The following is a 26,947-nucleotide window of genomic DNA, read 5'->3' as shown; positions in this document are numbered from 1 at the left end:
CGTTAATCCTTCGGCTTGGGGCGAAGAGAGCGGCATACAATGGTAGGGAAGACGGCTGGTACGGGAGGGAGCGAAATGACTACGATCATTAACTGGATGGGCGGTTGGCCTAAGGAAGGACTTGTCGCGGCCTCGGAGTGGGAGGAACGGCTGGCGGCGGCCGCATCCGAGCAAAAGTCCGGTGCCGCGAGCCCCGTTCGAAAGGAAAGCGAGTCGGATTCGGAGCTTCGCGCCGCTATTGCCGGAGATCTGTTGCCCGGCAGCGGCATAAACGAAGGAGCGGGCTTGCTCGTACTCGTATCGGGAGCCGATGCGGCGATTGGCAAGCTGGCTGAGAGGCTGTTAAGCCCGGGAGATGTCGTGTTGACGGAGAAGCTGACGTCCCGTTCGGTATTGCAGCTGCTTCGCAAAGCGGGCGTCCGGATCGTACCGGTGGGAGGAGACCGGGAGGGGATGAATCCGGAAGCGCTCCAGGAGGCTCTATCGATCCATCGTCCGCGGCTCGTGTACGCCGCCCCATCGTGCACGGATCCGGAGGGAGCCGCATGGAATAAGGAAAGGCTGGCCTCGGCAATCCGGTTATGCCGGAAGGCAGGCGTGCTTATGCTTCGAGACGATCGGCAGGAACTGATTCGGTATGGCAAAAAGGACTTGAATTTACGAAGCGGCGTAAGAGAGGAAGCAGGAGTGCTATCCGTCGGACAGCTTCCTCCCGGATTGGTAGGCGGATTGAAATTCGGGTGGGTAGCCGGAACGTCGGAGGACATGGAGCGATGGCTTCCTCCGCAGGTTCAGGCCGAGCTGCAGCCAACTTCTCTTGAAAGAGCCGCGCTTGCCGCTTTGCTGCGCGAACAGCCGCTTAGTCCGCTTCTGGATATGCTCAACGTGCAATGCGGCCGGAAAATGAGAAGATTGACCGAGCTGCTTGCATTGTCGCAAGTTCCGAAATTGACATGGGTTTCGCCGGAAGGCGGCATCCATCTGTGGCTGACGCTCCCGCCCGCGCTGGACGGGGAAGCTCTGCTTCGCGGCGCATGGCTGAAGGGTCTCATGTTTCAGCCCGGCACGCCGTTCTATGCGACGGAGCCGCAGCGCAACACGGTGCGGTTAACTTTCGCTTTCGCCGACGATCGGCAGATGAAGGCCGGCGCCGCCCGATTAATCGAGGCGATGGGAGAGTTTCTGGGGCGATCGATGTGAGGGAAGCTGTCAAGTAGATATAAACGTTACTTGTCGGATTCGAAAGCGATGAGGCGGCCATTCGAGACGCTTACTTGCCGAAACAGAAGTCTCTCGCCTGGCATGCTCGTACAGTCGCCCGATGCGGAGTCGAACGTCCAGAAGTGCAGGGGACATAATAGAACGCCTCCGTCGATGAGGCGGATTTCTCCCCCCGCATGGGGCAAATGCCGGACAGCAGCCGATACTCTCCGTCGTTTGTTTTAACGAGCCAATAAGGGTCAGGCCCGATATCGACTTTGGCAGGAAGCTCCGGAAAGGCATGAAGCTCTCCAAGATCTATTCCGTTCACGTGAGCGATTCACCTCCTGAGACAGCCGATGCGGAATCGGCTGCCGTCGTATCGGAAGCCGCTGATTTCCATTCGGACGCCCAAGCGAACCGGGCCGCCCATACGGAAGCGATGTCCGCGTATTCCGCCAAAGCGGCATGGCCGGATTCGCTCAAGCCGTAAACCCCTTTTTTGACTCGTTGAAACCAACCGTAATAGTTATCTCTTAAAATAAGGGCGGCATTCGGGCACCCTGTCCAAGAGCGAACGTGCCGCGGAGCGGAAGGGCCGTGACAGCGAATGGCCAGCATGCATTGCAGCGCCTTCTCGCGATAGGCGGTAACGAGCTTGCTGCGGTTGCTGCCGCCGACGTTGTAATCGCCGCTGCGGCTTTCGAATTCCTGCAGCAGCTTGGCAGTGCCTTTGCGTCGTCTGCCCCCGCCTGCAGCTGCGGCAGACGAATAGGCTGCACTCGTCTCCGCTGTGGCAAGGCTGGATCCGTTCCGTATGCGGGTCGCGGCGTTAACCGATCCGGAGCCTGCCGGCTCGCACCACACTTCCGCGACGGGCTCCTTCGTTTTGTAGAAAGTAATAGTCAGAAACCCGAGTCCGAGCCTGCGACAAATCGCGGACAGCTCCTGGAAGCGTTGATTGTGGGCGCCCCGCTTGGAACGGTTTCGTTCCACGGCCAGCCATACGAAGGCGCCTGTGCGCTGACGATCGGCTCCTTGCAGAAGCAAGGGCAGCGTGAACGTTTTTTTCATCTCCACGATGGTCGGCGTCGGTTCGTCCGCCCGGACGGCGACGAGATCGCAGCCTCGGACTTCCGCTTTGACTTCATAGCCGCGCTTTGCGAAGAACGCCTTGACGGGCGGATACAGCTCGGTTTCTCGTTCGACAGCCAATACGGCTCCTCCTTCGGCATTCGCTGCGATACTCTTCCGTCCATTATACCATGAAAGAATCTCTCTTCCGTTTTCAACGTTAGAGCTTGATCGGCCTTGCGGAGCATGGAATGTTTTCATTTGTTTTCCGGGCAATTTCGTCCGTCTATCCGCATAGGTATGTAATACGTTTTTGTAGAGACAGAGAGCGAGGAGGAAGCGGCATGGACCTATTTGATCGGATTGCGGATTATCGAGCAGAGAGTGAAAAGCTGAATTGGACGGGAACGCTCCGGGATTATATCGAGTTGCTGCGCCTCAATCCTAAACCTGCGATGACCGCGCATGCCAGAGTTTATGACATGATCGAGTCACACGGCGTGGAGGAGAGGGGCGCGCACAAGCGCTATAAATTTTTTGAGTCGGACATTTACGGCCTGGATCGGACGATGGAAAAGCTGGTGGAAGAATATTTTCATTCGGCGGCCCGTCGGCTGGACGTTCGGAAACGGATTTTGCTGCTTATGGGACCGGTCAGCGGAGGAAAGTCGACGATCGTTACGCTGCTGAAGAAAGGGCTGGAGCAATATTCCCGGACGGAGCGCGGCGCGGTGTATGCCATCAAAGGCTGCCCGATGCACGAGGACCCGCTTCATCTCATCCCGAGCGAGCTGAGGACCGACGCAGAACGGGAGCTGAAGGTAAGGATCGAAGGGAACTTGTGCCCGCATTGCGAGATGAGGCTGCGTACCGAATTCGAGGGTGACATTATGCGTTTGCCCGTGGAGCGCGTCCTTATATCGGAAGCGAACCGCGTCGGGATCGGCACGTTCAGCCCTTCGGATCCAAAATCGCAAGATATTGCCGATCTGACGGGGAGCATCGATTTTTCGACGATTACGGAATACGGCTCGGAATCGGATCCGCGCGCTTACCGGTTCGACGGGGAGCTGAATAAGGCGAATCGCGGGCTGATGGAGTTTCAGGAAATGCTGAAGTGCGACGAGAAGTTTTTGTGGAATTTGCTGTCCTTGACTCAGGAGGGGAACTTCAAGGCGGGGCGGTTCGCGTTAATTTCGGCCGATGAGCTTATCATTGCCCACACGAACGAAACGGAGTACAAAGCTTTCATATCCAATAAGAAGAACGAGGCGCTGCAGTCCCGTATGATCGTCATGCCCGTTCCTTACAACTTGAAAGTAACCGACGAGGAAAAAATCTATCAGAAGCTCATTTCCCAGTCCGATATGAACCACATTCATATTTCTCCGCATGCGCTTAGAGCTGCCGCTATCTTTTCCATACTTACCCGGTTAAAGGAATCGAAAAAGCAAGGAATGGACCTCGTCAAAAAAATGCGCATCTACGACGGGGAGGAAGTGGAGGGGTACAAGGAAGCCGATCTGAAGGAAATGCAGAACGAATTCCCCGAGGAGGGAATGTCCGGCATCGATCCGAGGTATGTCATCAACCGGATTTCGAGCGCGCTTATTAAGCATGACATGCCGTGCATTAACGCTTTGGATGTGCTTCGCGCCTTGAAGGAAGGCCTCGACCAGCATCCTTCCATTACGAAGGAGGAACGCGAGAAATATCTCAATTACATTTCCGTCGCGCGCAAGGAATACGATAATCTGGCGAAAAAAGAAGTGCAGAAGGCGTTTGTCTATTCGTTCGAGGAGTCTGCGCGCACGCTGTTCGAGAACTATCTCGATAACATCGAGGCTTATTGCAACTGGGCGAAAATGAAAGATCCGCTGACCGGGGAAGAGATGGATCCCGACGAGCGGCTCATGCGGTCGATCGAGGAGCAAATCGGCGTATCCGAGAATGCGAAAAAAGCGTTCCGAGAGGAAATTCTCATCCGAATATCGGCCTATTCCCGCAAAAGCAAAAAGTTCGATTACAGCACTCACGAACGGCTGCGGGAAGCTATTGAGAAGAAGCTGTTCGCCGACTTGAAGGATATCGTGAAGATCACGACGTCGACGAAAACGCCGGATGAAAATCAGCTCAAGCGCATGAACGAAGTAACGAAACGTCTGATCGACGAGCATGGCTACTGCCCCGTATGCGCCAACGAGCTGCTGAAATATGTGGGGAGCTTGCTTAATAGATAACGATGCAGGAAGACCGCCGCGGGTTCCATTGGAAAAGCGGCGGTTTTTCGTGCCGTGACAGCGGACAAAAGAAGCGATTAAATTGACAAAGTATTTCGATAATGATAATCTTTCTCAATAATAGAACGGTCACCATTGAGAGGTGCTTCCAATTGAAATCCATCGAGCAAATCGAAACCTTCCTTGTCCTTGCTGAATGCGGCTCATTTACGGAAACGGCCAAACGGCTGTATCGCTCGCAGCCTGCCGTCACCAACCAGATTCAGAAGCTGGAGGAAATGGTGGGCGCTTCCTTGTTCAAGCGTTCCGGGAAGGCTGTGCAGCTGACGAAATCGGGCGAGATCTATTTGGCATACGCCCGGCAGATGAACCGTTTAATGGAGGAAGCATCGGAGCAAATCAGAAAATCGGCAAAACAGCAGGTGCTGTCAGTCTACGCCAGTATATACTTGTCCAACTATTATTTTGCAGATATTCTCGACAGGTTCAATCGGGATAATCCAAAGCAGGTTATGGAAATCTATTCGTTCTGCTACGATGATCTGAAGCGAGCGCTAATGGAGAAGAGAACGGATTTTGCATTCATGCCTTACTATAGCGAAGATGAAAATATTCACGATCAATTTGATTATATAGAGCTGTTTCAAGAACAATTTCAGCTTATTTTGCCCTCCGACCATCCATGGGCATCGCGCAAGCTGCTTCTCGGCAGAGACCTTCAAAATGAAAAGATTCTGCTGCCCAGCAGCAGTTATTTTCAAAAAATCGTAAGCGAACAGATGGAACTCAGCGGGGTTAACGTCACTTTCTTGCAGATGAGCAACTTCGAGCTGATCAGACAGGCGGTGAAGTCGCATCTGGGCCTCGCCTTTTTGCCGTCAAGCGTTGTTGCGGACGAAATCCGAAGAGGAGAGCTGGTCGTCCGTCCCGTCTCAGGGCTGCATATTCGACGAAGAAACGGGATCATTATACGCAAGAATGCGTCATTGTCTCCGATAGAAACCGCCTTTTGCACAATTGCGCAAAATCATTTTCAATCTCATGCGCAGCCCATTTGATCGATACACTCAGAGATGCCGTTCTTCAAGGCTGTTTACGCCTTGGAGGACGGCATCTCTTTGCATGAGGGGCACGATAATTTTTTCGAATGAAACTATCCAAAAAAGTAATGAAAGCGCTAACGGCAGGCGAGTTGTTGCAAATTGCCCGCTGCAATCCGTTTCCATGCCAATTTTGATATTGATAATCATTTTCAATGTATTATATGCTTGTAAACGAGAGCATTCAACGAGAACTTGGCATAAGGAGGCTGTCTATGAAGCCTGTCGCGCATGTAAGCAATGGCATTCAGTTTACGGGACTAAGCAAGGAAATGCGGCAAACAGGCCTCAGCTCTGTCATGCTGTACGATTTGCCTTATACGGATTTGTCGGCGTATGCAGGAGTCGTTCTGACAAATTATATCGACGAGGAGTATTTGTACGAGCACAGATCGATCATTCATCATTTTTTGCAGTCAGGCGGCGTGGTTTGTTCTTTTGCGGAGCCATACTTGCCATGGCTGCCCGGCGGCGTGCTCTGGCAGCGTTCTCCGATCCCGCTGAAGGATCGGGAAATTATTGTGGCGGGTGACGGGCATCCGATTTTTCAAGACATTGATCCTTATGATCTGAATTATAAGGAAGGCGTTCGCGGTTTTTTCTCCCGCGGTTATTTTGAAATGCCGGATGGGGCGGAGCCGATTATTGTCGATCAATCCGGCAGCGTTATTATGTACAGCCAACGCTTGGCGACTGGCGGCACGGTTCTGGCCGGCGCAGGCGGAGATCCCGCGATGTTCTCTTCCCCGGGCAATACGTCCAGAGCCGCCGTTCCGCAACTGGTCAATTGGATTCGGGCGGAGCGCGCGCGCAACGAGGGGAGGCATCCTCAATGAAAATCGCGATTCTGAGCAATGGGTACAGCTATCATTACCGATTTTACCAGATGGAAGAGTTCAGGCCGCTGTACGACGATGTACTCAACATCAGAAGGCTGGAGGAATATGACTTGCTTCAGTACGACACGCTCATCATTCCCGAGCGGATGTCTCTTCAGCTATTGAAGCGGTATCAGTCTTTATTTCTGAAAATGCTTAATGCCGGGAAGAAGCTCATCGTATTCGGCGAAGTCATCGACGGTTGGCTGCCCGGGGTGGACTGGGAGAACAGCCCTGTCAATTTCAGTTGGTGGGTGAAGGAGAACGGAGACTTGCCTCTATCGCTGGATAACATGACGCACTCCTTGTTTCGATATATCGGGATGCGGGATGTAAAGTGGCATTACCACGGCACGTTCGGGGTGCCTCAAGGCGCATTTTCGCTTGTCAATACGCCCGAGGGACGCTCAATCCTCTATATTGACGATGTCAGCTACGAAGGCACACTGCTGGTAACGTCGCTGGATCCGATGTTCCACCTCGGACTTGGTTTTATCGATCAAGGAAAATCGTTCATGTACGGTTTTATGGCTTGGTTGCGAAAGGAAGGTACGGAGGAAGGCTTCGCGCGCTAATAACAGATTCAATAAGTTGACATTGGAGGATGACCTGATCATGTTTTCTCGAAGCAAATCGATTTTTGTTACGCTCGTTATTTGTATTTTGCTTTCCGCAGCGCTTTCAGCTTGTTCCTCGGACAATTCGGCCGACTCAAATGCCTCTTCCAGCGTTCCTCCGGCCTCAAGCGCCGCCTCGGCTGTTCCAACGGCAGGCAACGCCGTCTCGGAGTTGAAAATAGCCGTTCCCGGAGACGCGGGTCCGCTTAACATCTATACGAGCGCCGCAAGCCTGGACTATCTTGTCGAGCTTGTATTCGACAAGCTTTACGCGCCATCGCCTTATGTCGATCAGCCTCAGCCTTGGCTGGCCGAATCGGCGGAGCAGCTTGACGAGTTCAACTGGCTGGTGAAAATCCGCTCCGGCATTAAATGGCATGACGGCGAAGCTTTTTCGGCCGAAGACGTCAAATTTACGTTCGAGTACTACAGGGACGGTCCTGCAAACCGTTATACGCATCATGTGAACGACACGCCCAATATTAAGACGATAACGCTAGAAGATGCTTCTACGGTAAAGTTTACGTGCGCGACTGCTTGTCCGACGCTTGTTAATGTAACGCTGGCGGATTTGCCGATTCTTCCGGAGCACATATGGAAAAATGTCGAAAATCCTCGCAAGTTCACCGAGCTCGCCATTGGAACCGGTCCTTACAAGCTTACGGAATACAAGCCCGAGCAGTATTACAAGTTCGAAGCGAATAAGGATTATTTCATGGGCGCTCCAACGGTGGCAACGCTCAACGTACCGATTATTAAAGATCCGACCGCGATATTCAACGCGCTTCGTGCCGGAGAGGTGGACGTCGTAACGAGAAGCGTTCCCGCCGAGCTGCAGGATACGTTCGCCGGGCTGCCCGGTATGAAAATCGGAGAAACCTCGCCGCTGACCATTGTGGATATGCGCGTGAATTATGACAAAGAGCCGTTCAGTACGCCGGCATTCAGACGAGCGCTGGCACTAGCGGTAGACCGTCAGGCGATCGTGGATACCGTTCTGCTCGGCAAGGCGCGGGCGGGAGTCAAGGGCTATCCGCACCCTGATTCGCCTTGGACCAATCCGGAGCTGAGCACACCGTTTGACGTTGCGGAAGCGAACCGCATCTTGGAACAATCGAAGTACGTTGACGGCAACGGCGACGGCATTCGGGAGACAACGGACGGCAAGGCGCTCTCCTTCTCCCTCAAGGTCGCGTCAACCGAGCCGACACACATCAGAGCGGCGGAGCTGCTCAAGAAGCAATTTGCCGCTGCGGGCATTGAAATCAAAGTCGAGGTGCTGGATGCGGGAACGATCGGCACGCTTATGCAGACGCGGGAATTCGACATGTTCATTGCCGAGATTGTGCCGCACGGCGTAGCGGACCCGGATCAATTCGTCCAATCGCACAAGTCGTCTTACTTGTGGACCAAGGGCGTTGCGTATCCGGAGATGGACAGCATTATTGCCGAATGGGAGGCAGAGAGCGATTTAGCGAAGCGCAAGCAAATCGCATTCAAGATGCAGACGTTATTCAACAATCAGCCGACTTCGATCGCGCTGTATTATCCGGAAGGCAGATACGCTTATAAAGCGGATAAATATGACAATTGGGTCAAGCTTCCGGGATACGGAATCGTGAACAAGTTTTCCTTCCTGTCCGCCGAAGCCCGCAAGACGGCGCTTGGAGAAAGCTGAGGAAACGTTGAATGGCACAATCGACGGTTAACGGCAGGGAGAGTAAATATGTCTACTGGAGCCGAATCGGCCGCAAGGCGTGTCAATACGCGCTGGTGCTGTTCATTGCGCTGACGATCAATTTCAGCTTGCCGCGGCTTGCTCCGGGCGATCCGCTCAGCTATTTGTTCGGCACGGAGGTCAATTCGCTCAGTGAAGAGCAGAGAGACCAGGTGAACAGCGAATTGGGGCTGGATCGTTCGATACTGTCGCAGTATGCGGACTTCCTTGCCGGGGCGTTCACGCTGGAGCTTGGCAGCTCCACCAAATTCGGCAAGCCCGTAACGGAAGTGCTCGCGGACAGCTTGCCGTGGTCTCTGCTCATTATCGGGCCGGCGCTGCTGCTCAGTCCGTTCGCCGGAATTTTGTTCGGCGCCTATGCGGCCTGGCATCGGGCGAAGCGCAGAGATATTGTGCTGCTCGTCCTAATGTTGACGATGGAAGCGATGCCTGTTTTCTGGGCGGGCATGCTGCTCATTGCCATATTCTCGGTGCAGCTTGGCTGGCTGCCATCCTACGGCGCCGTGCCGCTCATCCATCCGGGCAACACGCTGGATTACGGGCTTGAAGTGCTGCGCCGTATGGTGCTTCCGGTCATTACAATTACGTTCTCGTCGATCGGAACTTATTTTCTAATGACGAGATTTTCGATGCTGGATACGCTGGGACAGGATTATATGACGATGGCGGAGGCGAAAGGCGTCCGGCCGCGCAGGCTGCTCTACGGGCATGCGCTGCGCAACGCGCTGCTGCCGGTGTATACGCACTTTACGATGAGTCTAGGCATATTGCTTGGAGGCGCGGTTATCGTCGAGACCGTCTTTTCCTACCCGGGCATCGGTCGATTGCTTTACGAAAGCGTCATTGCAAGAGATTATCCGATGATGCAGGGCGTGTTTCTGATGATCACCGTCGGAGTTATTATCGCGAACCTGCTTGCGGATTTGACCTATCCGCTTGTAGATCCCCGGGTCCGGACGCGGCGGGCATTGGAGGCGGCACGATGAAAATATCCGCATCCCGTAAAATCGGGTTGACCGGGCTCGCGCTGCTGGCGACGATCTTGCTTCTTGCTGTTGCCGGTCCTTTGTTGATAAGCCATGACGCCTACGAGCAGACCGGTGCTCCGTTCGAGCATCCGAGCCTGTCTCACCTGCTCGGAACTAATGACATGGGCCAGGACCTGTTGGCCGAGCTGGCGGAAGGGGCTCGCGTATCGCTGCTGGTCGGCATTGTGTCCGCGCTTGCGGCGACGGCAATCGGAGCGCTTATCGGTTTGATCGCGGGCTATTCGGGCGGCTGGACGGATACGGTGTTCATGCGAATCGTGGACGTCAGCATGACGCTGCCTTACTTACCGCTCATGATCGTCATCGGTGTGTATATGGGACCTAGTCTCCATACGCAAATAGGGGTCATTACGCTGATTATGTGGGCGGGCAAAGCTCGCGAGCTTCGCTCGCAAATTATGGCGCTGCGAGGCAGAGGCCCTGTTCTTGCAGCCAAATCTATGGGAGCAAGCCATGTCTACTTGCTAAGAAAGCATCTTCTGCCCGGCATATTGCCGCTGCTTATTCCTCAATTTGTTCGCGCGGTCAATATGTCTATCATTCTTGAATCGTCCTTAAGCTTTCTCGGCTTGGGCGATCCGTTGGCCAAAAGCTGGGGCAGCATTCTTTATTACGCCAACGTCCGCAACGCTTTTTTGACGGATTCTTGGATTTGGTGGGTTATTCCTCCGGGAGTGTGCATTATTTTGACCGTGCTCTCTTTTTCCTTGCTCGGATATTATCTTGAGGAGCGAGTGAGTCCGCGGCTGCGCGGCGCGTCCTCCCATGCCCGTTGGGCGAATTGGGCGACTGCTCTTGCGGGCAATGCATTGAAGCCGAAATCCGGCGAAGCGGGTCCGGTGCTTGAAGTGGAAGGTCTGACAGTGACATACAATAGGACCGGCGAAGCGGTCTTGGCGCTCAATCACGTTGATTTTACAGTGTGCAAAGGGGAAATTGTCGGTATTGTCGGCGAATCCGGGAGCGGCAAGTCTACGATTGCTTCTTCCATCATGGGGATGCTGAAGCAGCCGGCAGAGGTGAGCGGCGGCTTCATTCGTTTGCAGGGCGAGGAATTGAACGGCTTGCCGCCGGAAGCTTTGCGTCAATTGAGAGGCCGCCGGATGGCGTTAATACCGCAAGCTGCGATGAATGCGCTCAATCCGGTGCTGACGGTGGGCGCGCAGCTTGCCGAAGCTGTTCGCGCTCATCGCAGCATCGGCAAAGCGGAATTGCGGCGTTTGGTCGAACAGGCGCTCGAACAGGTCGGATTATCCTCCGATTGGAGCTCCGCCTACCCCCATGAGCTGAGCGGGGGCATGCGTCAGCGAGTCGTCATCGCCATGGCGCTTATTAACGAGCCTGCCTTGGTTATCGCCGATGAGCCTACCACGGGGCTGGATGTGAAGGTGCAGATTGAAATTATTAAGCTGCTGGAGCAACTGCAAGGAAGGCTGGGCATATCGATGATTCTGATCTCGCACGATTTGCCCGTTGTCCTTCGGCTTGCGGATAAGATCGTAATGCTGGAGAACGGAAAAATTGTCGATGAAGGAGAAGCGGCGACGCTGGCGCGTTCCCCCTCCCATCCGTATACGCGCAGGTTGATGGAGGCGATTCCCCGGATTTCGGCGACAAAGGCGGCAGAGGAATGAAAGGAGGAACGGACATTGGCGATTGTGAAGACTGGCCCGTCCGCACGAGAAAATCAGGGCGATGAAGCCGTGCTGCTGGCGGAGCGGCTGCGCAAATCGTACAGGCTGCCCGGCCAAGGCGCATCCAATGTTCTGAACGGCATTGATTTTGCAGTCGGACGCAACGAAACCGTCGGGCTTGTCGGCGGCAGCGGCGCAGGGAAAAGCACGATTGGACGAATCGTCGCCGGACTGGAGAAGCCGGATGGCGGCAGGCTGCTGTTCGAGGGAAAGGATCTGCTGAGGATGAATGCCCGCGAGCGCAGACATGCGGCGCAGGACATTCAGACTGTGTTTCAGGATCCGTACGAATCGCTCTCCCCGCGAATGACGGTTCAGCAGCTTGTCGCCGAGCCGCTAGTCATTCGCGGACGGAAGACAGAAGATGCGGAGCAGCGCCGGGAGCTTGTCAGGGAAGCGCTTGAAGAGGTTTCGCTGACGGCTGAACGGTACATGTCGCGTTATCCTCACGAGCTGTCCGGCGGAGAACGCCAGCGCGTCGGCCTGGCGCGCGCTTTCATCTGTCGTCCCCGGCTCATCGTCGCCGACGAGCCGACGTCCATGCTTGATACGTCGCTGCGGCTCGAGCTGCTTCAAGTAATGAAGCGGCTGAGCGTCAAGCATTCGGTCTCCTACTTGTTTATTACGCACGATATCGCTCTTACCGCGGGCTTCTGCGATCGTCTGCTTGTGCTGAATTGCGGAGAAATCGTCGAGGCCGGTCCGGTCCGGGATCTCATCGCCCGCCCGCAGCATCCGTACACGCAGAGCTTGATCGGAGCCTTGAAAGAGCTGGATCGTTTTTGAAAAAGGAGTTTTTACGATGAATAATAGCCAACAACGTATTTTGCTGCTTCGGGTGGAAACTTACTTTACCGGCGAGCAGATGGGATCGCCTCCGAACGTGGAAGGAATCGATTTGGGGGATCAATACGAGCTTGCCCAGTGCGATCTTTCGCCCTACATTTGCCTTGCGATTGATGGCATTGCCGATCAGGAGCACCTGTACAAGGAGAAAGCAATTATTGAATCTTTTCTAAACCTCGGCAAAATCGTCGTATTCTGCGGCAACTTGTTCCGTCCGTGGCTGCCGGGAGGCCGGAGCTTTGTGCCGCGGGCTATTGTCGACCACCGGGATTATGCAGTTGGCAATCCCGATCCCGCGCATCCGATTTTCCAAGGGGTTCGATCGGAGGATATGACGTACAACAAAGGGGTGGCCGGTTTCTTTGCGAGAGGGCACCATCCGCTGCCTCCCAGCGCGACGCCGCTGCTGACGCTGCCGGGCGGAGAACCGATCACGTACATTGACCGGCAAAGCACGAGTGGGACGATTGTCGTCCATGCCGGCAATAATTTGTTCGGCTACTGGTCCGAGGCCAACTCTTCCGGTCGGATCGGACCGCAGCTCATGCAATGGGTACAGGAAGAATATCGTCGACTGCAGGAGGGACGGGAACGCGTATGAGAAAAATAGCTGCATTGTACGGCGGCTCCTCTCAGCACTATCGCACGCTGAATGAGCCGAAGTATCGTCAATATTTACAGGATATCGTTTATTTGCCGGAATTGGCCGATACGCCGCTGTCTTCCTTTGACGTCGTGCTCGTCACCTCCCGTCTGCATCGCGGGCTGATGGATCAAGCGAGGGACAAGCTCAAAGCTTATGTCGAAGAGGGGGGCACGGTTGTCGCGATGACGCCGTTGCCGGATGGCTGGTTGACGCAATTGAAATGGGAATTCCGGCCGACCAATTTCTGGTGGTGGCTGGACAAGGACGCGAGCAGCGGTCTCGTACAGCTCAAGCCGGAGCACGACTTGTTCCGCTACATCTCCATGGGAGATGCAACCTGGCACTACCACGGCGTATTTTGGCCCAAGGCGAACGACGAGGTCGTCATTGCCACGGAAGACGGCGGAGCGGTGCTGTTTACTTGCCGCGAAGGCAAGGGCAGCTGGATTATAACGACGCTTGATCCGGACTTTCATTTCGGTTCTTATTTCATGCCGGCGGCCGAAAAGTTTCTGGACGGTTTTCTCCCTTGGTTGGCAGAGGGTAACATTCGATGATAGCCATCGACGGGTTGAACCTAAATTACGGAGAGCGCATCGTGCTCCGTAATTTATGTTTTCGGCTGGGAGAAGGCGAACTCGTTATTTTGCAAGGACGCTCGGGGTCGGGCAAGAGCACCTTGCTGAAGCTGCTTTACCGGGAAATCCCCCATTTTTACGGGAGCATTTTGCTGGACGGCACATGCATCAAGACTATGCCCAAACATGTAATCCGTCGCAAGCTGGGCGTCATATTTCAGTCGTTCGAGCTGCTGGAGCGGAAGACGGCGCTGGAAAATGTAGCTTTGGCCGGCGAAGTGACGGGAATGCCGGCCAAGGAGATCGCCTCGCGGGCGGAAGCGCTGCTGGATCGGGTCGGCTTGACGGGACAGGAAAACAGTTATCCGCACGAGCTTTCCGGCGGGGAGCAGCAGCGGGTTGCCATTGCGAGAGCGCTGCTCAACCGTCCGAAAATATTGCTGGCCGACGAGCCCACCGGCAATTTGGACGGAGAGACGGCCGCGGATATGCTGTCGCTGTTAAAGACGCTGCAGGACGAGACGGGAATGGCCATGCTGCTGGTCACCCATGCCGACCTGCTCGCGTCCATGCCGGAAGCCCGTCTGATTAGCATGGAAAACGGAAGGATAGTTGAACGATGAGAAGTCCGATTTCTTACTATATTCGGGACGCCTGTGCAGGCTTGCGGCGAAACGCCGGCGCGGCTGCTGCGGCTTGCGCGCTTGTGTTCGCCGCAACGGCAATCTTCGGTACGTTGCTCATTGTCCGTTCCGGCACCGGGGCGCTGATGAACTACCTGGAATCGCAAATTACGATCAAGCTTTATGTAGAGCCTTCAAGGGATGCCAGAGAGTTGTCGGATATACTGGTGCGCCAGCCTTATGTCAAGTCTGCATCCGTTGAAACCAAGGAGCAGCTGCTGGAACGATTCGGGCTGTTTTTTCAGGATAAGCGCCATTTGCTAGAATCGCTTCAGGGCAGCGACATTCCGGACGCAGTGACGCTGGAGCTGACAGATCCTTCGAAGACAGCTCTGGTCGCCGGAGAATTGCAAACGCTTGACGGAATTGCGACCGTCATTTATCCGCAGAAGTACGCAGCCGCCTTGTATAAGGGCGCTGATGCGCTTGCCAAATACGGCTTTGCGCTGTTTGTGTTTTTTGCGGCCATCGCCTTTATCAATGTGCTGCTGTCGATTCACCTGTCGTTGCAGCAGCGTAAACGGGAAATCCGCGTCAAGCTGCTGCTCGGAGCCCGCCCTCTGCTTGTGAGAGGGCAATTCCTGTTCGAAGGAAGCGTCGTAGCGCTGGCTGGCAGCTTGCTTGCAGCGCTGGCTGTCTATACGGCACATGTGCGGGTACTGATTCCGCTGGATCGGCGTCTGAGCGGAGTCATCGGCTTAACTACGCCGGAGCTGTGTGCGATTCTGGCGGCAATGACCTTGGGCGGGACGTTGATCGGTTTGACGGCTGCCTACTTGTCGACAAGGAAGCTAATCTCCAATGCGTAGAGTGCTGCTGTTGACAATGCTGCTGCTAGCCTTCGGCGGAGCCGGCGTTTACGCCCATTTGACCGGCGCTTTCTCCAATTATTTGCTCTCGATTGTCGATGTGGATTCGACAGAGCAGCTCAGACAGGAAATCGACGCTACCAAGGCGCAAATTGAAAGCATGAAGCCCCGATTGGCGGAACAGACGGCCCGTTTCGCAGAAAATCGTGCGGCAGCGGCTGAGCAATTGCTGCTGCTGGACAGCATGGGAGTCGACTTCAGGATCGGATTGCTGCAGCAGTCCGGCGGCCCGACTGAGCTTATGGCCGACTACTGGGTGCTGGAGCGTTATTTCCGGCAATACGTGCAGCAGCTCGATGAGCTGTATCGAGAAAATGCGGCGTTGTCCGGCGAGGAGCGAAAGCTGAGGAGCTACAATTTGCTGCTGGAAAAAATCGAGCAAGGCCTTGAGGCGCGAAATCAATTTCTGGCGTCCAATGCCGATGTTCACGTTGAACAATTGGCTAATTACCTCGACATCGACTGGACGGCGGAAGTCGAGGAGGAGCTTATTGGGCTGCTGGACCGGGACCGAATAACGGTTGCCGAAGGTGCGGACGAATGGGGCCAGCAGGGAATTCGCCGACGCTCCACTTGCTGAATGAAGCATGGTTGAACGAACGGAGCGGTCTGACGTATTTCTTTCGTTCCGATCATGTATATGCCTTATTTGAAAAGCCTGATATTCATGTCATATTGCTCGGGCAGGTGCTGCCGGTTGGGAACGATACGGCTGCGCTGCGCTGCGTTTGAAGCTGGCTTCTTTAACGGCTTTCATATGCCGGACACGCTCATTGAAGAACTGAACGGTTTTCATGTTCCGTTTGATCGGCTCCGAGCGCTTCCGGGAGTAGAAGAGGCGGCGAGCATCCGGCTGCGCCAGATTGCTGGTGCCCTACAGTTGGATACGGAGAGCTGATGACATGGGAAGTTGGAGTAATACGGCCGAACCTGCCTTCGCCTTAGCGAGGGCAGGTTCGTTTTTGTGTTGTCTGTTTTCGACTTTGGACTGCTAAGGAACAGCTTATCTATCACCCGTATGACTTAACGGCAAGCGCTTCTTGCTGCGGCAATACGATGCGGAACACGGTGCCCTCCTTCTCGTTCGAACGGACATCCAGCTTTCCGTTGTACGAGCCGACCCTCTCTAGAACGATAGCCAAGCCCAATCCGGAATGGCCGGCTCTCTTGGTCGTATATCCGGGCAAGAAAATACGCGCCAGCTCGCTGTCGTTCAATACGCGTCCTTTATTTCTTATTTCAAGTGTTAAGCCGTCTTCTTCATGACGTACGATAACGTGCACGATCCTTTCAATCTGCGGGAGGGAAGCGACCTCATCGAAAGCATTGTCGACCAGATTTCCGAGAATTTTGACGATGTCGATCGTCTTGACCGAGGTGTCGCTACTGTCCCATCTATTTGGCAGTTCATAAGTGAAGGCGATGCTTTTACTGATGGCTACCGTAATTTTCGCTTTAATGAAAGCAGCTAGAACGGGCGATGAATGATTGACAATTTCGCTGATGCCTTGAGATTCCTTTACAAGCTCGCCCAAGTATTGCTGCAATTGATCGATCTTTCTCATTTGAGCCATCGTATGAATAACCTGAACGTGGTTGAGGAAATCATGGCGCTGGCCTCTTATGGAGGCGAACATTTGGTCGATATCTCCCAAATAAATATCTTGAGTCATACGGACGGCCCGTTCTTGCGTGCGTACGACGAGAAAGATCGTAAACGCTAATGCAAGCAAACTGATTATCATTACAAAGATAGAAATAATGGTTATGTATCCATATTTGTTCTCGTTTCCGATAGACAGTAAGAATAAAACGGTGCCGATTGCGACGGATTGCACCCCGTTCATTGTAATAAGCTTAGTCAAATCGGCACGTTCACTATTCATGACGGCGGCGAACAATCGTTTAAACGACAAGGAGTCTTTTTTACGAATCATCCATGACCATAGCCATAATATTAGCAATTCAGGATAAAGGGCGATTAACATTTGGTAGAAGGAAGTCGACATCATGGTCTTTTGATCGGGAATGTTAAGTGCGTAAAACGATAAAATCCCTAAGATTAAGTCCATGATGGAGCCGAGTATAAATGAGAATAGCAGCAGTGAAAATATTTGTTTTGCCTTCAGATCCCGAAACATGATAAAGCACAAGATAATACTCGCGCATATGGAATTCAACATATGTACCGGGACTGGGACGATATAGTAGAGAATATCGACATAAACGGAGTGGACCACTGTATATAGGAGCAATCTGCGTTGTAAGTTTTTGGGCGGGACATGCAGGAAAGAAAAGCAGAATGTGAGTAAGGCAAACGTTTGGGGAATAGAAACTAAAAAAACAAGCCTAGTGATCTCCAACCAGAGCGGCATAAGAATCCTCTTTCAATTTAATTAGAAATGCACTAAAAATAATATCATTATTTTTTTGCGTTGACGAATAATAAATAGATAATTAAACCTAAAGATTTGATACAATATACTTAGTATTCCGAGTCGACTTTTTTGGAGGGCATTATGCTATTCGCGAAATTTATATTGGCATCGACGGTAGAGTTTCTTTCATTTTTTATTTTCGCGATGGTATTGTTTCGGTTTTCCGTAAAAGAAGCTTTACTTAAATTTATAATTGCATCTTTAATTTTCTCTTTTGTTTCCAATACCTTGCAAGTTGAATCTCTGCAAAATATTTCACCTTTAGTAAATATCTTTTTATTCGTATTTTTGATCACCATCATTTTAAGAGTTCGACTGTTGCATTCAATTGTGATGGTTGCTATCACGTTCGTCGCATTTTCACTTGTTCAATGGTTATTGCTCACTATTTTTCTTAAAGCGCATTTATTTAACGAAATATTGCCTTATACGAACAATGGATTTGCACTTCAACTTTCTACGGCGTTGACGCTTTGTATAATTTCAGCGTTTATCTTCATGACCAATGGCGGATTCAGCTACATTCAATCCAGCAGTCGCTTTTACAAAGAAACGTTCAAAGGAAACCGTTTGTTCTTCTTGTTTCTGTTGCTAGCTTTGCTGGAGATCATTCTAGTCAACATTTTCTATCTTGCTTCTGTTGACTTGCCTTATTACATCTACTTTGTGTCTATTACGATCATGATTATTTTGGTATTGCTGATCTACTTTTCCATTCGAAAGGATGGTAGGCGTGATACATAAGCTATCTTACGGGATTGCCAACTACATTAAAAAGAGTGAACCGGAAGCTACCGCTAGTGTCGCAGTTATGCAATATTCTTTGTATATTATTCTCCATTCTTTGTTTACAGCTGCAATCATTTTTATAATAGGTGCTGCTACGGGGCGTTTTTTTGAAACTTTTATCGGTCTGGCCTTCTTTGTAGTCTTGCGCTTAATTGCAGGGGGCTACCATCTGCATTCTTCTACATTGTGTACGATTCTTTCCATTGCCCTTATTAATGCCGCTCCGTTCGTGTCGATGCCAGATAGGTGGATTCCCGTTGTAACGATCGTTTGCGCAATATTTGTTCTAATCTACGCTCCTAGAAATTTTAAGGGCTACGCGCGAATTCCTGAAAGATATTACCCCTACATGAAGATTGTTGCCTTTGCTGTCGTTTGTTCCAATTTATTTTGGCATAGCGCTACGATCGGGTTTGTATCCGTTCTTCACACTGCAATGCTGGTACCTCAACAAAAAGGAGGTGAGAACGAATGAAGAAGAAGATGATTATCGCTGTATCGAAAGTTTTAGCTCTCTTTGCCGTTATGTTCGTTAGCACAGCATGCGTCTGGATCATGCATCGTCCTCCTGTTCCGGCAGAATTGAAAAAGTAAGGAGGTTTTCGTTATGTCCTTCATTACATTGTTGGATCGGAATGGGAAGCCGGTCGTAATTGAAATGAATGATGTTCTATCCGTTACATCAACGTCGGACGGCCCCGTATTTCATACTCGTGTCGGACAACTGTATTATCCGACAACATTGGAAGAGTTGCAGACGGCCTATTCAGTCGCAGGCTTCGAAAGGCTGGACCGAACCAACCTCGTCAACCTTAACCAAGTTCAAGCCTTCGATCAGAAAGCAAGAAGGGTGTATTTCGATAACCCTTGGGACAAGGAAAGCAAATTCGCGACGGTGTCAGAGGCTAATGTTCACAAGGTTGAACATCTGACCAAAGAGGAAACGGCTGCCTACAAGCCGGCTCGGAAGCCGTTGTTCGGAAGATTCTAATCGCAGCTATTATCGAGAACGGCAGCAAACGAAAACCGAGAGACAGGCACTGGAATTAGGGTGCTTGCTTCTCGGTTTTTTTGGTTTGCTTTACTTTATGTCGAATTCTGTTCAGAAATTGGTTAGTTGACGATTGTATAGTAATTTTATTGGTAAAAATACACAAAAATTTTCGTTGCAGTGAATGGATGCCCCAATTAGAGTTTTGGAAATTCTGTACACGTTAGCAAGCAATGGCTTAAAGCCTTTATATATACTACAAAATCTATGACCAAAGAAAAGGAAGGCGAGCAGTGTGTGCAGAAGTTTCAATAAATCCGCATTATTACTGTTGATAGCCGTTCTCATCATCACTTCGATGGGATTCGCTCCCGCGAAAGCACGCGCATCAGCACCCGAGACGAGGTACTTGACCCTCAAACACGACGATTTTAGCGCCGCTCAAGATGTTGACGGGATCATTCCAGGAAAATCTCCTGAGAAATGGCTACAACGAAACGGAAATGCAGCTCTTGCGACTGACGATCAAGGTCGGAAGGTTCTTAGAGTTACGCCGAACCAAACGAACGCAATCGGCAGCGCATTTCACGGCAATATGATTTCCTTCGGCAAGGATCGATCGTTCAGCACGTACTTTACTTTCCGCATGTCCGGCATCGCCAACAATGCATTCGCGGCAGGGGACGGTCTGGTGTTCTCGATCCAGACGCTGTCCAAGGAAGCGGGCGTCAAAGGCGGCGGAATGGGTTATGGCAGCATGAAGCGAAGCTTCGGGATCGAATTTGATACGTTCGCCAACTCCGCGACGGTAGCCTCCGATCCTCTGGATCCCAAGGCCATTGGCGTGAATATCGGTGGCACTCCTAACAGCAGTCGGGGAGGAACCGCGGTAACCTATGATACAAGCCATATCGCCGTCGTTGCGGATGGCAATGTCGATCACAGCAAATCTACGACCAGCCCTAAAGGAAAAGTATTTCCAGCGTCGGTCGGAGGATCTACCTCCAATCCTTCCATCATAGCGACACCAACGGCGGGAGAAACCGTGCCGATCTATAACTTCAAGACGGCAGATACCGGGACGTGGGCTACCAATGACGCGTATCCTTTCTACAACGGCGAAATCTATCATGCCTGGATTGTGTACAACGGTCCGACGGACACGATTGAAGTCTATATGGGCAAGAACGGAACTTTTGACACGAGCAAGCTGAAAATCAAAAAATCGGGACTCGGCCTGAGAGAATATTTGGAGCAGGACGAGGCTTATGTCGGTTTTTCGGCGGCAACGGGTTCCGCATACGAAAATCACGATATTTTGAAATGGTATCTGAACAACAATGAACTGCCTATCGAGCCTGAAAACCCTGATTACAATTATGAAGCGGCACCTCCATTGATTAGCATCACGAGCACGGATTATGCCGTTTACGGATCGACTACATCTACGACTTCCAGAATCATTACGGCTCAGCTTAAAAATTACGACGGATCGGACTGGACGGGAGGTCCTTACCCGGTCACCTTCTCTCTGTTCAAAGAAGAGGCGGCCAAGTCCTATACGGTTACGAAAACCGACGGCTCTACGCAGGTAGTCTCGTTAAAGCCCCGCGTCGATGACACTCGCGTCGCGCTGAAGGGCGAAACGAGAAGAACCAATTCGGACGGGAGCAGCATGCGGTACGCATCCGTCATGTCGGATGCGAACGGCGTAGCGACCATCCAAATCTCCAATACGCTGCCGACCGCTATTAACGATTCGAACGTAAAAGCGATTGTCGGCGATCATTTCGGTACAGGCGTATACGGCGGGGGCGCGTATGACGAGAAACCGGTAACGTTTGCCGCAGATGCGGTTCCTCCTACGATTACGAGCGCTGCGGTTGACGTTAGCAATCCGAATCACGTCAAAGCTTTCCTCAGCGAGTATGTTCTTTACCCGACCGACCGGAATCATCCGGAGAACTGGACAGAGGACAATTCCGCCACATGGAACGCGAACGGATTTAAAGTTCTAATTCCGGATCCCAGTAGCCCAGGGACGTATATTTCCGTACCTGCAACGATTGTCGGCGGCAGCGGATCGCCGGACGAGCCGTTGGTACTGGAACTGGCTGGCGGTAAAGTCGTACCTTTCGGATACGACGTCAAGCTTCAGTACGTAAAAGCGGACGGCAGCTTACAGGATGCCGCCGCCAATCTCGTGCAGGATCAGACGCTTTTCGTGGACGATTATCCGTTCACGCCTAAGGGAGCGGCCGTCGTCAACGATCAAGACCGGAAGACGGTGGAAGTTAACTTTGACTTCCCTGTTCGGGACAATGCCGTCATTCCGGGATCGTTCAAGGTTTATTACGATACCGGTTCCGGCAAGACTCTGGCCGCGGTGACCGGAGCCGTGTCGGACGGAACCGATCCCAATAAGCTTGTGCTTACGCTTGGAACGGCCGTTCCTGCGGGAGCTACCGTTACGTTGGACTATGTAGTGCCGGGCTCCGGCGGCAAAGTTACCAACGTAACGATTGACGGGTTGAGCGCAGGCCACCATACGTTAAAGGCGTTGACCGACTTTAATGTAGCCAACCAGATGGCCCCGAATCAGGCGTCTGTCATCCCGGATGCCAATCGAAACAAGGTTAAAGTTGTTTTTGATTCCGAGGTTGAGCTGCAAGGAGTTGCCGCAACGTTGGCTGCAGCGTTCAAAATCGGAATTAGCAGTCAGGGCGATCTCATCGATGTATCCAATGTCGTGATCGACAGCTCCGACGCGTCGGGCAAGACGCTTATCCTGACATTGGGGGGCGCGAATCTCCCGTCGGGAGGCGTTCCTTATGGAGACGTAGTTAAGCTGAATTACGACTCGACGATTGCAAGCGTAGATGTAAAAGAGAAAAATGGAAGCGAGCGCAGCCTCGAATGGCTAACCAACTTCCCGGTTGCGAACCAGCAAATATTGAACGTTGTGATCGTAAGCCCGGCAGACGGTTCGACGACGAACAACCCGAATACGGTCATCACGGGAACGAGTGAACCGGGTTCGACGGTTACGGTCGTCGTGAAGGATAGTAACGACGCTCCGGTAGACGGCGAAGTGGAAGTGGATTCGTCAGGCAACTGGACGTTTACGCCGGATGATCCGCTGACGGACGGCACTTATACGGTGTCGGCCGAAGCGACGGACGCGGCAGGCAACAAAGGAACGGACACGAGCGCGTTTACGGTTGATACGGAAGCGCCTGATGTGGATATTACGGGTCCGACTAACGGTTCGATCACGAAAGATCCGAACACGGTCATTACGGGAACGAACGAACCGGGAACGACGTTAACGGTCGTTGTGAAGGATAGCAACGGCGATCCGGTAGACGGCGAAGTAGAAGAGGATGGTTCGGGCAACTGGACGTTTACGCCGGACGAGCCGTTGCCAGACGGCACCTACACGGTGACGGTCGAAGCGACCGACGGCAACGGCAACGAGGGAACGGACACAAGCACGTTTACGGTCGATACGGTAAAGCCGATTATCGTCATCGTGAGCCCGGCAGACGGTTCGACGACGAACAATCCGAACACGGTTATTACGGGGACGAGCGAACCGGGTTCGACGGTTACGGTCGTCGTGAAGGATAGTAACGACGCTCCGGTAGACGGCGAAGTGGAAGTGGATTCGTCGGGCAACTGGACGTTCACGCCGGATGATCCGCTGACGGACGGCACTTATACGGTGTCGGCCGAAGCGACGGACGCGGCAGGCAACAAAGGAACGGACACGAGCGCGTTTACGGTTGATACGGAAGCGCCTGATGTGGATATTACGGGTCCGACTAACGGTTCGATCACGAAAGATCCGAACACGGTCATTACGGGAACGAACGAACCGGGAACGACGTTAACGGTCGTTGTGAAGGATAACAACGGCGATCCGGTAGACGGCGAAGTAGAAGAGGATGGTTCGGGCAACTGGACGTTTACGCCGGACGAGCCGTTGCCGGACGGCCAATACACAGTAACCGTGAAAGCCGAAGACAGCAACGGCAACGAGGGAACGGACACGAGCACGTTTACCGTGGATACGACAAAGCCGAGCATCGCGGTCGTAAGCCCGGCAGACAGTTCGATTACGAACAACCCGAATACGGTCATCACGGGAACGAGTGAACCGGGTTCGACGGTTACGGTCGTCGTGAAGGATAGTAACGACGCTCCGGTAGACGGCGAAGTGGAAGTAGATTCGTCGGGCAACTGGACGTTTACGCCGGATGATCCGCTGACGGACGGCACTTATACGGTGTCGGCCGAAGCGACGGACGCGGCAGGCAACAAAGGAACGGACACGAGCGCGTTTACGGTTGATACGGAAGCGCCTGATGTGGATATTACGGGTCCGACTAACGGTTCGATCACGAAAGATCCGAACACGGTCATTACGGGAACGAACGAACCGGGAACGACGTTAACGGTCGTTGTGAAGGATAACAACGGCGATCCGGTAGACGGCGAAGTAGAAGAGGATGGTTCGGGCAACTGGACGTTTACGCCGGACGAGCCGTTGCCGGACGGCCAATACACAGTAACCGTGAAAGCCGAAGACAGCAACGGCAACGAGGGAACGGACACGAGCACGTTTACCGTGGATACGACAAAGCCGAGCATCGCGGTCGTAAGCCCGGCAGACGGTTCGACGACGAACAACCCGAATACGGTCATCACGGGAACGAGTGAACCGGGTTCGACGGTTACGGTCGTCGTGAAGGATAGTAACGACGCTCCGGTAGACGGCGAAGTGGAAGTGGATTCGTCGGGCAACTGGACGTTTACGCCGGATGATCCGCTGACGGACGGCACTTATACGGTGTCGGCCGAAGCGACGGACGCGGCAGGCAACAAAGGAACGGACACGAGCGCGTTTACGGTTGATACGGAAGCGCCTGATGTGGATATTACGGGTCCGACTAACGGTTCGATCACGAAAGATCCGAACACGGTCATTACGGGAACGAACGAACCGGGAACGACGTTAACGGTCGTTGTGAAGGATAACAACGGCGATCCGGTAGACGGCGAAGTAGAAGAGGATGGTTCGGGCAACTGGACGTTTACGCCGGACGAGCCGTTGCCGGACGGCCAATACACAGTAACCGTGAAAGCCGAAGACAGCAACGGCAACGAGGGAACGGACACGAGCACGTTTACCGTGGATACGACAAAGCCGAGCATCGCGGTCGTAAGCCCGGCAGACGGTTCGACGACGAACAACCCGAATACGGTCATCACGGGAACGAGTGAACCGGGTTCGACGGTTACGGTCGTCGTGAAGGATAGTAACGACGCTCCGGTAGACGGCGAAGTGGAAGTGGATTCGTCGGGCAACTGGACGTTTACGCCGGATGATCCGCTGACGGACGGCACTTATACGGTGTCGGCCGAAGCGACGGACGCGGCAGGCAACAAAGGAACGGACACAAGCGAGTTTACAGTGAGTCTCACGTACTTTATTGATTTGAAAGCCAATCCCGACGTACTTGTCGCTGACGGAAATTCCATTTCTGTTCTGACGGCGAAAGTAACGGATAGCCAAGGAAATCCGGTTTCTGGCGTAGATGTCGATTTCAGCGCATTCCTCAAGAACACATCAACGCCAAAAGGAACGTTCGTTGACGCTGCCGGCCAGGTCATCGGCACGCCTAGAGCGACAACGGTTAACGGTGTTGCAACGATTCGCTTCAAATCCGAAGCGATTCAAAGCGTCACCTCGGTCAAAGTCGACATTAAGGCAGCCGTTCACGACACCGTTCACGGTATCCATGCCGAGGATAAGATTTTGGTCACGTTCGAACCGGCTGTGGTCTCCGGTATCATTACAGGCGGCGCTAATCACCAGCCGCTGGCCGGAGTAACGGTAACGCTGCTGGATGCGAACGGTCAACCGATTCCGGGCCGAACGGCCGTAACGGATGAGGACGGACATTATGTCCTTCCTATTACGGAAGGAAATCAGATTTACAAGATTCAAGTCTCGCAAACGGTAGGAACCGGAAGCTCTGCAGTTGTCGTCACCTACGTTCAAGAGGTAGCGGTTGACGATGGTATCTCCGGCTTGGGGCAGGAATTTGTATCGGATCAGACAATTGCCGGCATTATCGGCGGCAAACGTCCGGACGGAACGATCCAGCCGCTCGATTTCGGTTCGTTCGTTGGGAACGACAGCGCAGGAACGAACCCGGCGTTCGGATTGTTCCTCAAAGATGGGAATCAATACGTCACCTCTTCGAACGGCACGGTTACCGTACCTGGCGAAAGCGACGGATTCTCGATTAACGGTCAAGGCGTATTCGTAGCGGGAGGCTTGACTGCGGGTACAACCTATCAATTGGAAGTCCGTTACTATTACGATGTAGCAAATGGCAACGGCGGCGTTTCACGCGAATTCATCGTCATTGCCAAGAAGACGGTAACGGTCAGCGCTAACGGCGAGATGAACATCAACGAAGAGCTTATCGATCCGTTCGGCGTAATTACGGACAGCGTAACTCACGCTATTATTCCAAATGCTCATGTTGTCCTGAAATACGCCGATACGACTAGAAACCGCAACAAAGGAATTGTACCAGGCACAACCGTCGTGTTGCCTACGCTTGCGGGCTTCTTGCCGGCGAATAACGCCAACCCGCAAAACAGCGATACGGGTGGGAATTACGCCTTCATGGTGTTCGGCAATACGGACTATGTGATCGAAGCGACCGCAACCGGTTATCAAAAGTACCGGAGCCCAGTCATCTCGGTCGAGCAGGATATTGTTCGCTGGGATTTCGAGATGAACCCTATCGTTCCGACTTCTGGAGGAGGCGTAACGGTAACGCCTCCAGCTGAAAAAGTGACAGCGGATGTAACGACGAATATCGTGGTGGAACGCAGCACCTACGAGGAAGGCAGCGAAGCTCCGGTCGTTATCCTCTACAAGAATGAGGCGGACAAGCCGCTCGCTGCGGGACAACTCAAGGTGACGCTGCCGGACAATGTCATAGTGATCGATGCCGACGGCGGCAAAGTGACCGGCAACGTCATCGTATGGGAAGTGAAGGACTTGGCAGCCGGTCAAGTCGCAAGCCATCGTATTCGGGTTAAGTTCCCGAATATCGATTCTGTCGAAAAAGTGGTAACGCTGAAAGCGGAATTCGTCGTTGATGGAGAGCTCGCGCATCCGGAGAACGCCAAATCGTCGGTTAAGGTACTTCTGTTCTCCAACCGCTTTGGCAACGAACGGCATACTCGCTTCGTCATGGGGTATCCTGACCTGATGTTCAAACCGGAAAGATCGCTCACCCGCGCCGAGCTGGCGACTATTATCGCACATCTGCTAGGCGAATACGACAGCGGTACTACAAAGAACTATTCCGACGTTCCGAAGAAATTCTGGGCGTACAAATACATCCAGACGGTGTCTCGTCACGGTATCTTCTCGGGTTATCCGATGGAACCTTCCACCCTAACGACCCGGTATCGAGAGAAGAACTGGC

At 52.9% G+C, this 26,947-nt stretch carries 23 protein-coding genes and 1 pseudogene; 20 read left to right on the top strand and 4 right to left on the bottom strand.

The annotated features are described in order from the left end of the window. Positions 1-75: 75 nt before the first annotated feature. Positions 76-1,200, top strand: coding sequence for an aminotransferase class I/II-fold pyridoxal phosphate-dependent enzyme (locus tag D3H35_RS08885; RefSeq protein ID WP_158594011.1), 1,125 nt, complete (start codon positions 76-78; stop codon positions 1,198-1,200). 26 nt (positions 1,201-1,226) lie between these two features. On the opposite strand, the gene D3H35_RS34710 is transcribed toward D3H35_RS08885, so the two are convergent. Then, the gene (locus tag D3H35_RS34710; RefSeq protein WP_119148728.1) at positions 1,227-1,406 is read right to left on the bottom strand and encodes a Rieske (2Fe-2S) protein; all 180 of its coding nucleotides are present in this window, start codon (positions 1,404-1,406) and stop codon (positions 1,227-1,229) included. 121 nt (positions 1,407-1,527) lie between these two features. Next, on the bottom strand, positions 1,528-2,415 hold the full coding sequence (locus D3H35_RS08875; protein WP_119148809.1) for a DUF2161 domain-containing phosphodiesterase: 888 nt from the start codon (positions 2,413-2,415) through the stop codon (positions 1,528-1,530). A 203-nt stretch (positions 2,416-2,618) separates the two neighbouring features. Here D3H35_RS08875 and D3H35_RS08870 point away from each other — a divergent pair, with 203 nt between their 5' ends. Both D3H35_RS08870 and D3H35_RS08865 read left to right on the top strand, forming a co-directional pair. Beyond that, positions 2,619-4,514 carry a PrkA family serine protein kinase gene (locus D3H35_RS08870; RefSeq protein ID WP_119148727.1) on the top strand — a complete coding sequence of 632 codons (1,896 nt, stop codon included), beginning with the start codon at positions 2,619-2,621 and terminating at the stop codon, positions 4,512-4,514. A 152-nt stretch (positions 4,515-4,666) separates the two neighbouring features. Then, positions 4,667-5,572, top strand: a complete 906-nt coding sequence (locus D3H35_RS08865) for a LysR family transcriptional regulator (protein WP_233567842.1) — start codon at positions 4,667-4,669, stop codon at positions 5,570-5,572. A 9-nt stretch (positions 5,573-5,581) separates the two neighbouring features. On the opposite strand, the gene D3H35_RS30285 is transcribed toward D3H35_RS08865, so the two are convergent. Beyond that, on the bottom strand, positions 5,582-5,770 hold the full coding sequence (locus D3H35_RS30285; protein WP_147355784.1) for a hypothetical protein: 189 nt from the start codon (positions 5,768-5,770) through the stop codon (positions 5,582-5,584). 59 nt (positions 5,771-5,829) lie between these two features. Between D3H35_RS30285 and D3H35_RS08860 the strand changes: the two genes are divergently transcribed. From D3H35_RS08860 to D3H35_RS30650, 12 genes are all read left to right on the top strand, one after another. Next, the gene (locus D3H35_RS08860) at positions 5,830-6,450 is read left to right on the top strand and encodes an aspartate/tyrosine/aromatic aminotransferase (protein WP_119148725.1); all 621 of its coding nucleotides are present in this window, start codon (positions 5,830-5,832) and stop codon (positions 6,448-6,450) included. Beyond that, positions 6,447-7,067 (top strand): hypothetical protein, encoded by a 621-nt coding sequence (locus D3H35_RS08855; protein WP_119148724.1) that lies wholly within the window; start codon positions 6,447-6,449, stop codon positions 7,065-7,067. The genes D3H35_RS08860 and D3H35_RS08855 overlap by 4 nt, the downstream gene beginning before the upstream one ends. Before the next feature lie 40 nt (positions 7,068-7,107). Beyond that, positions 7,108-8,787 carry an ABC transporter substrate-binding protein gene (locus D3H35_RS08850; RefSeq protein ID WP_119148723.1) on the top strand — a complete coding sequence of 560 codons (1,680 nt, stop codon included), beginning with the start codon at positions 7,108-7,110 and terminating at the stop codon, positions 8,785-8,787. 11 nt (positions 8,788-8,798) lie between these two features. Beyond that, positions 8,799-9,833, top strand: a complete 1,035-nt coding sequence (locus tag D3H35_RS08845; RefSeq protein WP_119148722.1) for an ABC transporter permease — start codon at positions 8,799-8,801, stop codon at positions 9,831-9,833. Further along, the gene (locus tag D3H35_RS08840) at positions 9,830-11,530 is read left to right on the top strand and encodes a dipeptide/oligopeptide/nickel ABC transporter permease/ATP-binding protein (RefSeq protein ID WP_199728495.1); all 1,701 of its coding nucleotides are present in this window, start codon (positions 9,830-9,832) and stop codon (positions 11,528-11,530) included. The genes D3H35_RS08845 and D3H35_RS08840 overlap by 4 nt, the downstream gene beginning before the upstream one ends. 24 nt (positions 11,531-11,554) lie before the next feature. Next, positions 11,555-12,376, top strand: a complete 822-nt coding sequence (locus tag D3H35_RS08835) for an ABC transporter ATP-binding protein (protein ID WP_119148807.1) — start codon at positions 11,555-11,557, stop codon at positions 12,374-12,376. Positions 12,377-12,392: 16 nt separating this feature from the next. Then, positions 12,393-13,037: a phosphate starvation-inducible protein PhoH gene (locus D3H35_RS08830; RefSeq protein WP_119148721.1), complete on the top strand. Its 645-nt coding sequence runs from the start codon at positions 12,393-12,395 to the stop codon at positions 13,035-13,037. Beyond that, positions 13,034-13,639, top strand: a complete 606-nt coding sequence (locus tag D3H35_RS08825; RefSeq protein ID WP_119148720.1) for a type 1 glutamine amidotransferase family protein — start codon at positions 13,034-13,036, stop codon at positions 13,637-13,639. The genes D3H35_RS08830 and D3H35_RS08825 overlap by 4 nt, the downstream gene beginning before the upstream one ends. After that, positions 13,636-14,283, top strand: a complete 648-nt coding sequence (locus D3H35_RS08820) for a cell division ATP-binding protein FtsE (RefSeq protein WP_119148719.1) — start codon at positions 13,636-13,638, stop codon at positions 14,281-14,283. Before D3H35_RS08825 ends, D3H35_RS08820 begins: the two co-directional genes overlap by 4 nt. Beyond that, positions 14,280-15,152: a cell division protein FtsX gene (locus D3H35_RS08815; protein ID WP_119148718.1), complete on the top strand. Its 873-nt coding sequence runs from the start codon at positions 14,280-14,282 to the stop codon at positions 15,150-15,152. The genes D3H35_RS08820 and D3H35_RS08815 overlap by 4 nt, the downstream gene beginning before the upstream one ends. After that, on the top strand, positions 15,145-15,792 hold the full coding sequence (locus D3H35_RS08810; RefSeq protein WP_119148717.1) for a hypothetical protein: 648 nt from the start codon (positions 15,145-15,147) through the stop codon (positions 15,790-15,792). Before D3H35_RS08815 ends, D3H35_RS08810 begins: the two co-directional genes overlap by 8 nt. 117 nt (positions 15,793-15,909) lie before the next feature. Then, positions 15,910-16,110 carry a hypothetical protein gene (locus D3H35_RS30650; protein ID WP_158594010.1) on the top strand — a complete coding sequence of 67 codons (201 nt, stop codon included), beginning with the start codon at positions 15,910-15,912 and terminating at the stop codon, positions 16,108-16,110. Positions 16,111-16,222: 112 nt separating this feature from the next. Here D3H35_RS30650 and D3H35_RS30645 read toward each other — a convergent pair whose 3' ends face one another. Further along, positions 16,223-16,885, bottom strand: a complete 663-nt coding sequence (locus D3H35_RS30645) for a sensor histidine kinase (RefSeq protein ID WP_158594009.1) — start codon at positions 16,883-16,885, stop codon at positions 16,223-16,225. Positions 16,886-17,731: 846 nt separating this feature from the next. Between D3H35_RS30645 and D3H35_RS08800 the strand changes: the two genes are divergently transcribed. The 5 genes and pseudogenes from D3H35_RS08800 to D3H35_RS08780 form a co-directional block, all read left to right on the top strand. Next, positions 17,732-18,394: a hypothetical protein gene (locus tag D3H35_RS08800; RefSeq protein WP_119148715.1), complete on the top strand. Its 663-nt coding sequence runs from the start codon at positions 17,732-17,734 to the stop codon at positions 18,392-18,394. Further along, entirely contained in the window at positions 18,384-18,914 is a 531-nt protein-coding gene (locus tag D3H35_RS08795; RefSeq protein ID WP_158594008.1) for an accessory gene regulator ArgB-like protein, read from the top strand. The genes D3H35_RS08800 and D3H35_RS08795 overlap by 11 nt, the downstream gene beginning before the upstream one ends. Continuing rightward, a complete protein-coding gene (locus D3H35_RS08790) occupies positions 18,911-19,033 on the top strand; it encodes a cyclic lactone autoinducer peptide (RefSeq protein ID WP_119148713.1) in 123 nt (40 codons plus the stop codon). The genes D3H35_RS08795 and D3H35_RS08790 overlap by 4 nt, the downstream gene beginning before the upstream one ends. A gap of 13 nt (positions 19,034-19,046) precedes the next feature. Then, a complete protein-coding gene (locus D3H35_RS08785; RefSeq protein ID WP_119148712.1) occupies positions 19,047-19,430 on the top strand; it encodes a LytTR family transcriptional regulator DNA-binding domain-containing protein in 384 nt (127 codons plus the stop codon). 358 nt (positions 19,431-19,788) lie between these two features. Then, positions 19,789-26,916: pseudogene (locus D3H35_RS08780) on the top strand (Ig-like domain-containing protein); the annotation flags it as partial. Positions 26,917-26,947 lie beyond the last annotated feature (31 nt).

It is taken from the genome of Cohnella faecalis (genome assembly GCF_003570905.1).
GTDB lineage: Bacteria > Bacillota > Bacilli > Paenibacillales > Paenibacillaceae > Cohnella > Cohnella faecalis.
This window is presented reverse-complemented; position numbering and strand designations above follow the sequence as displayed.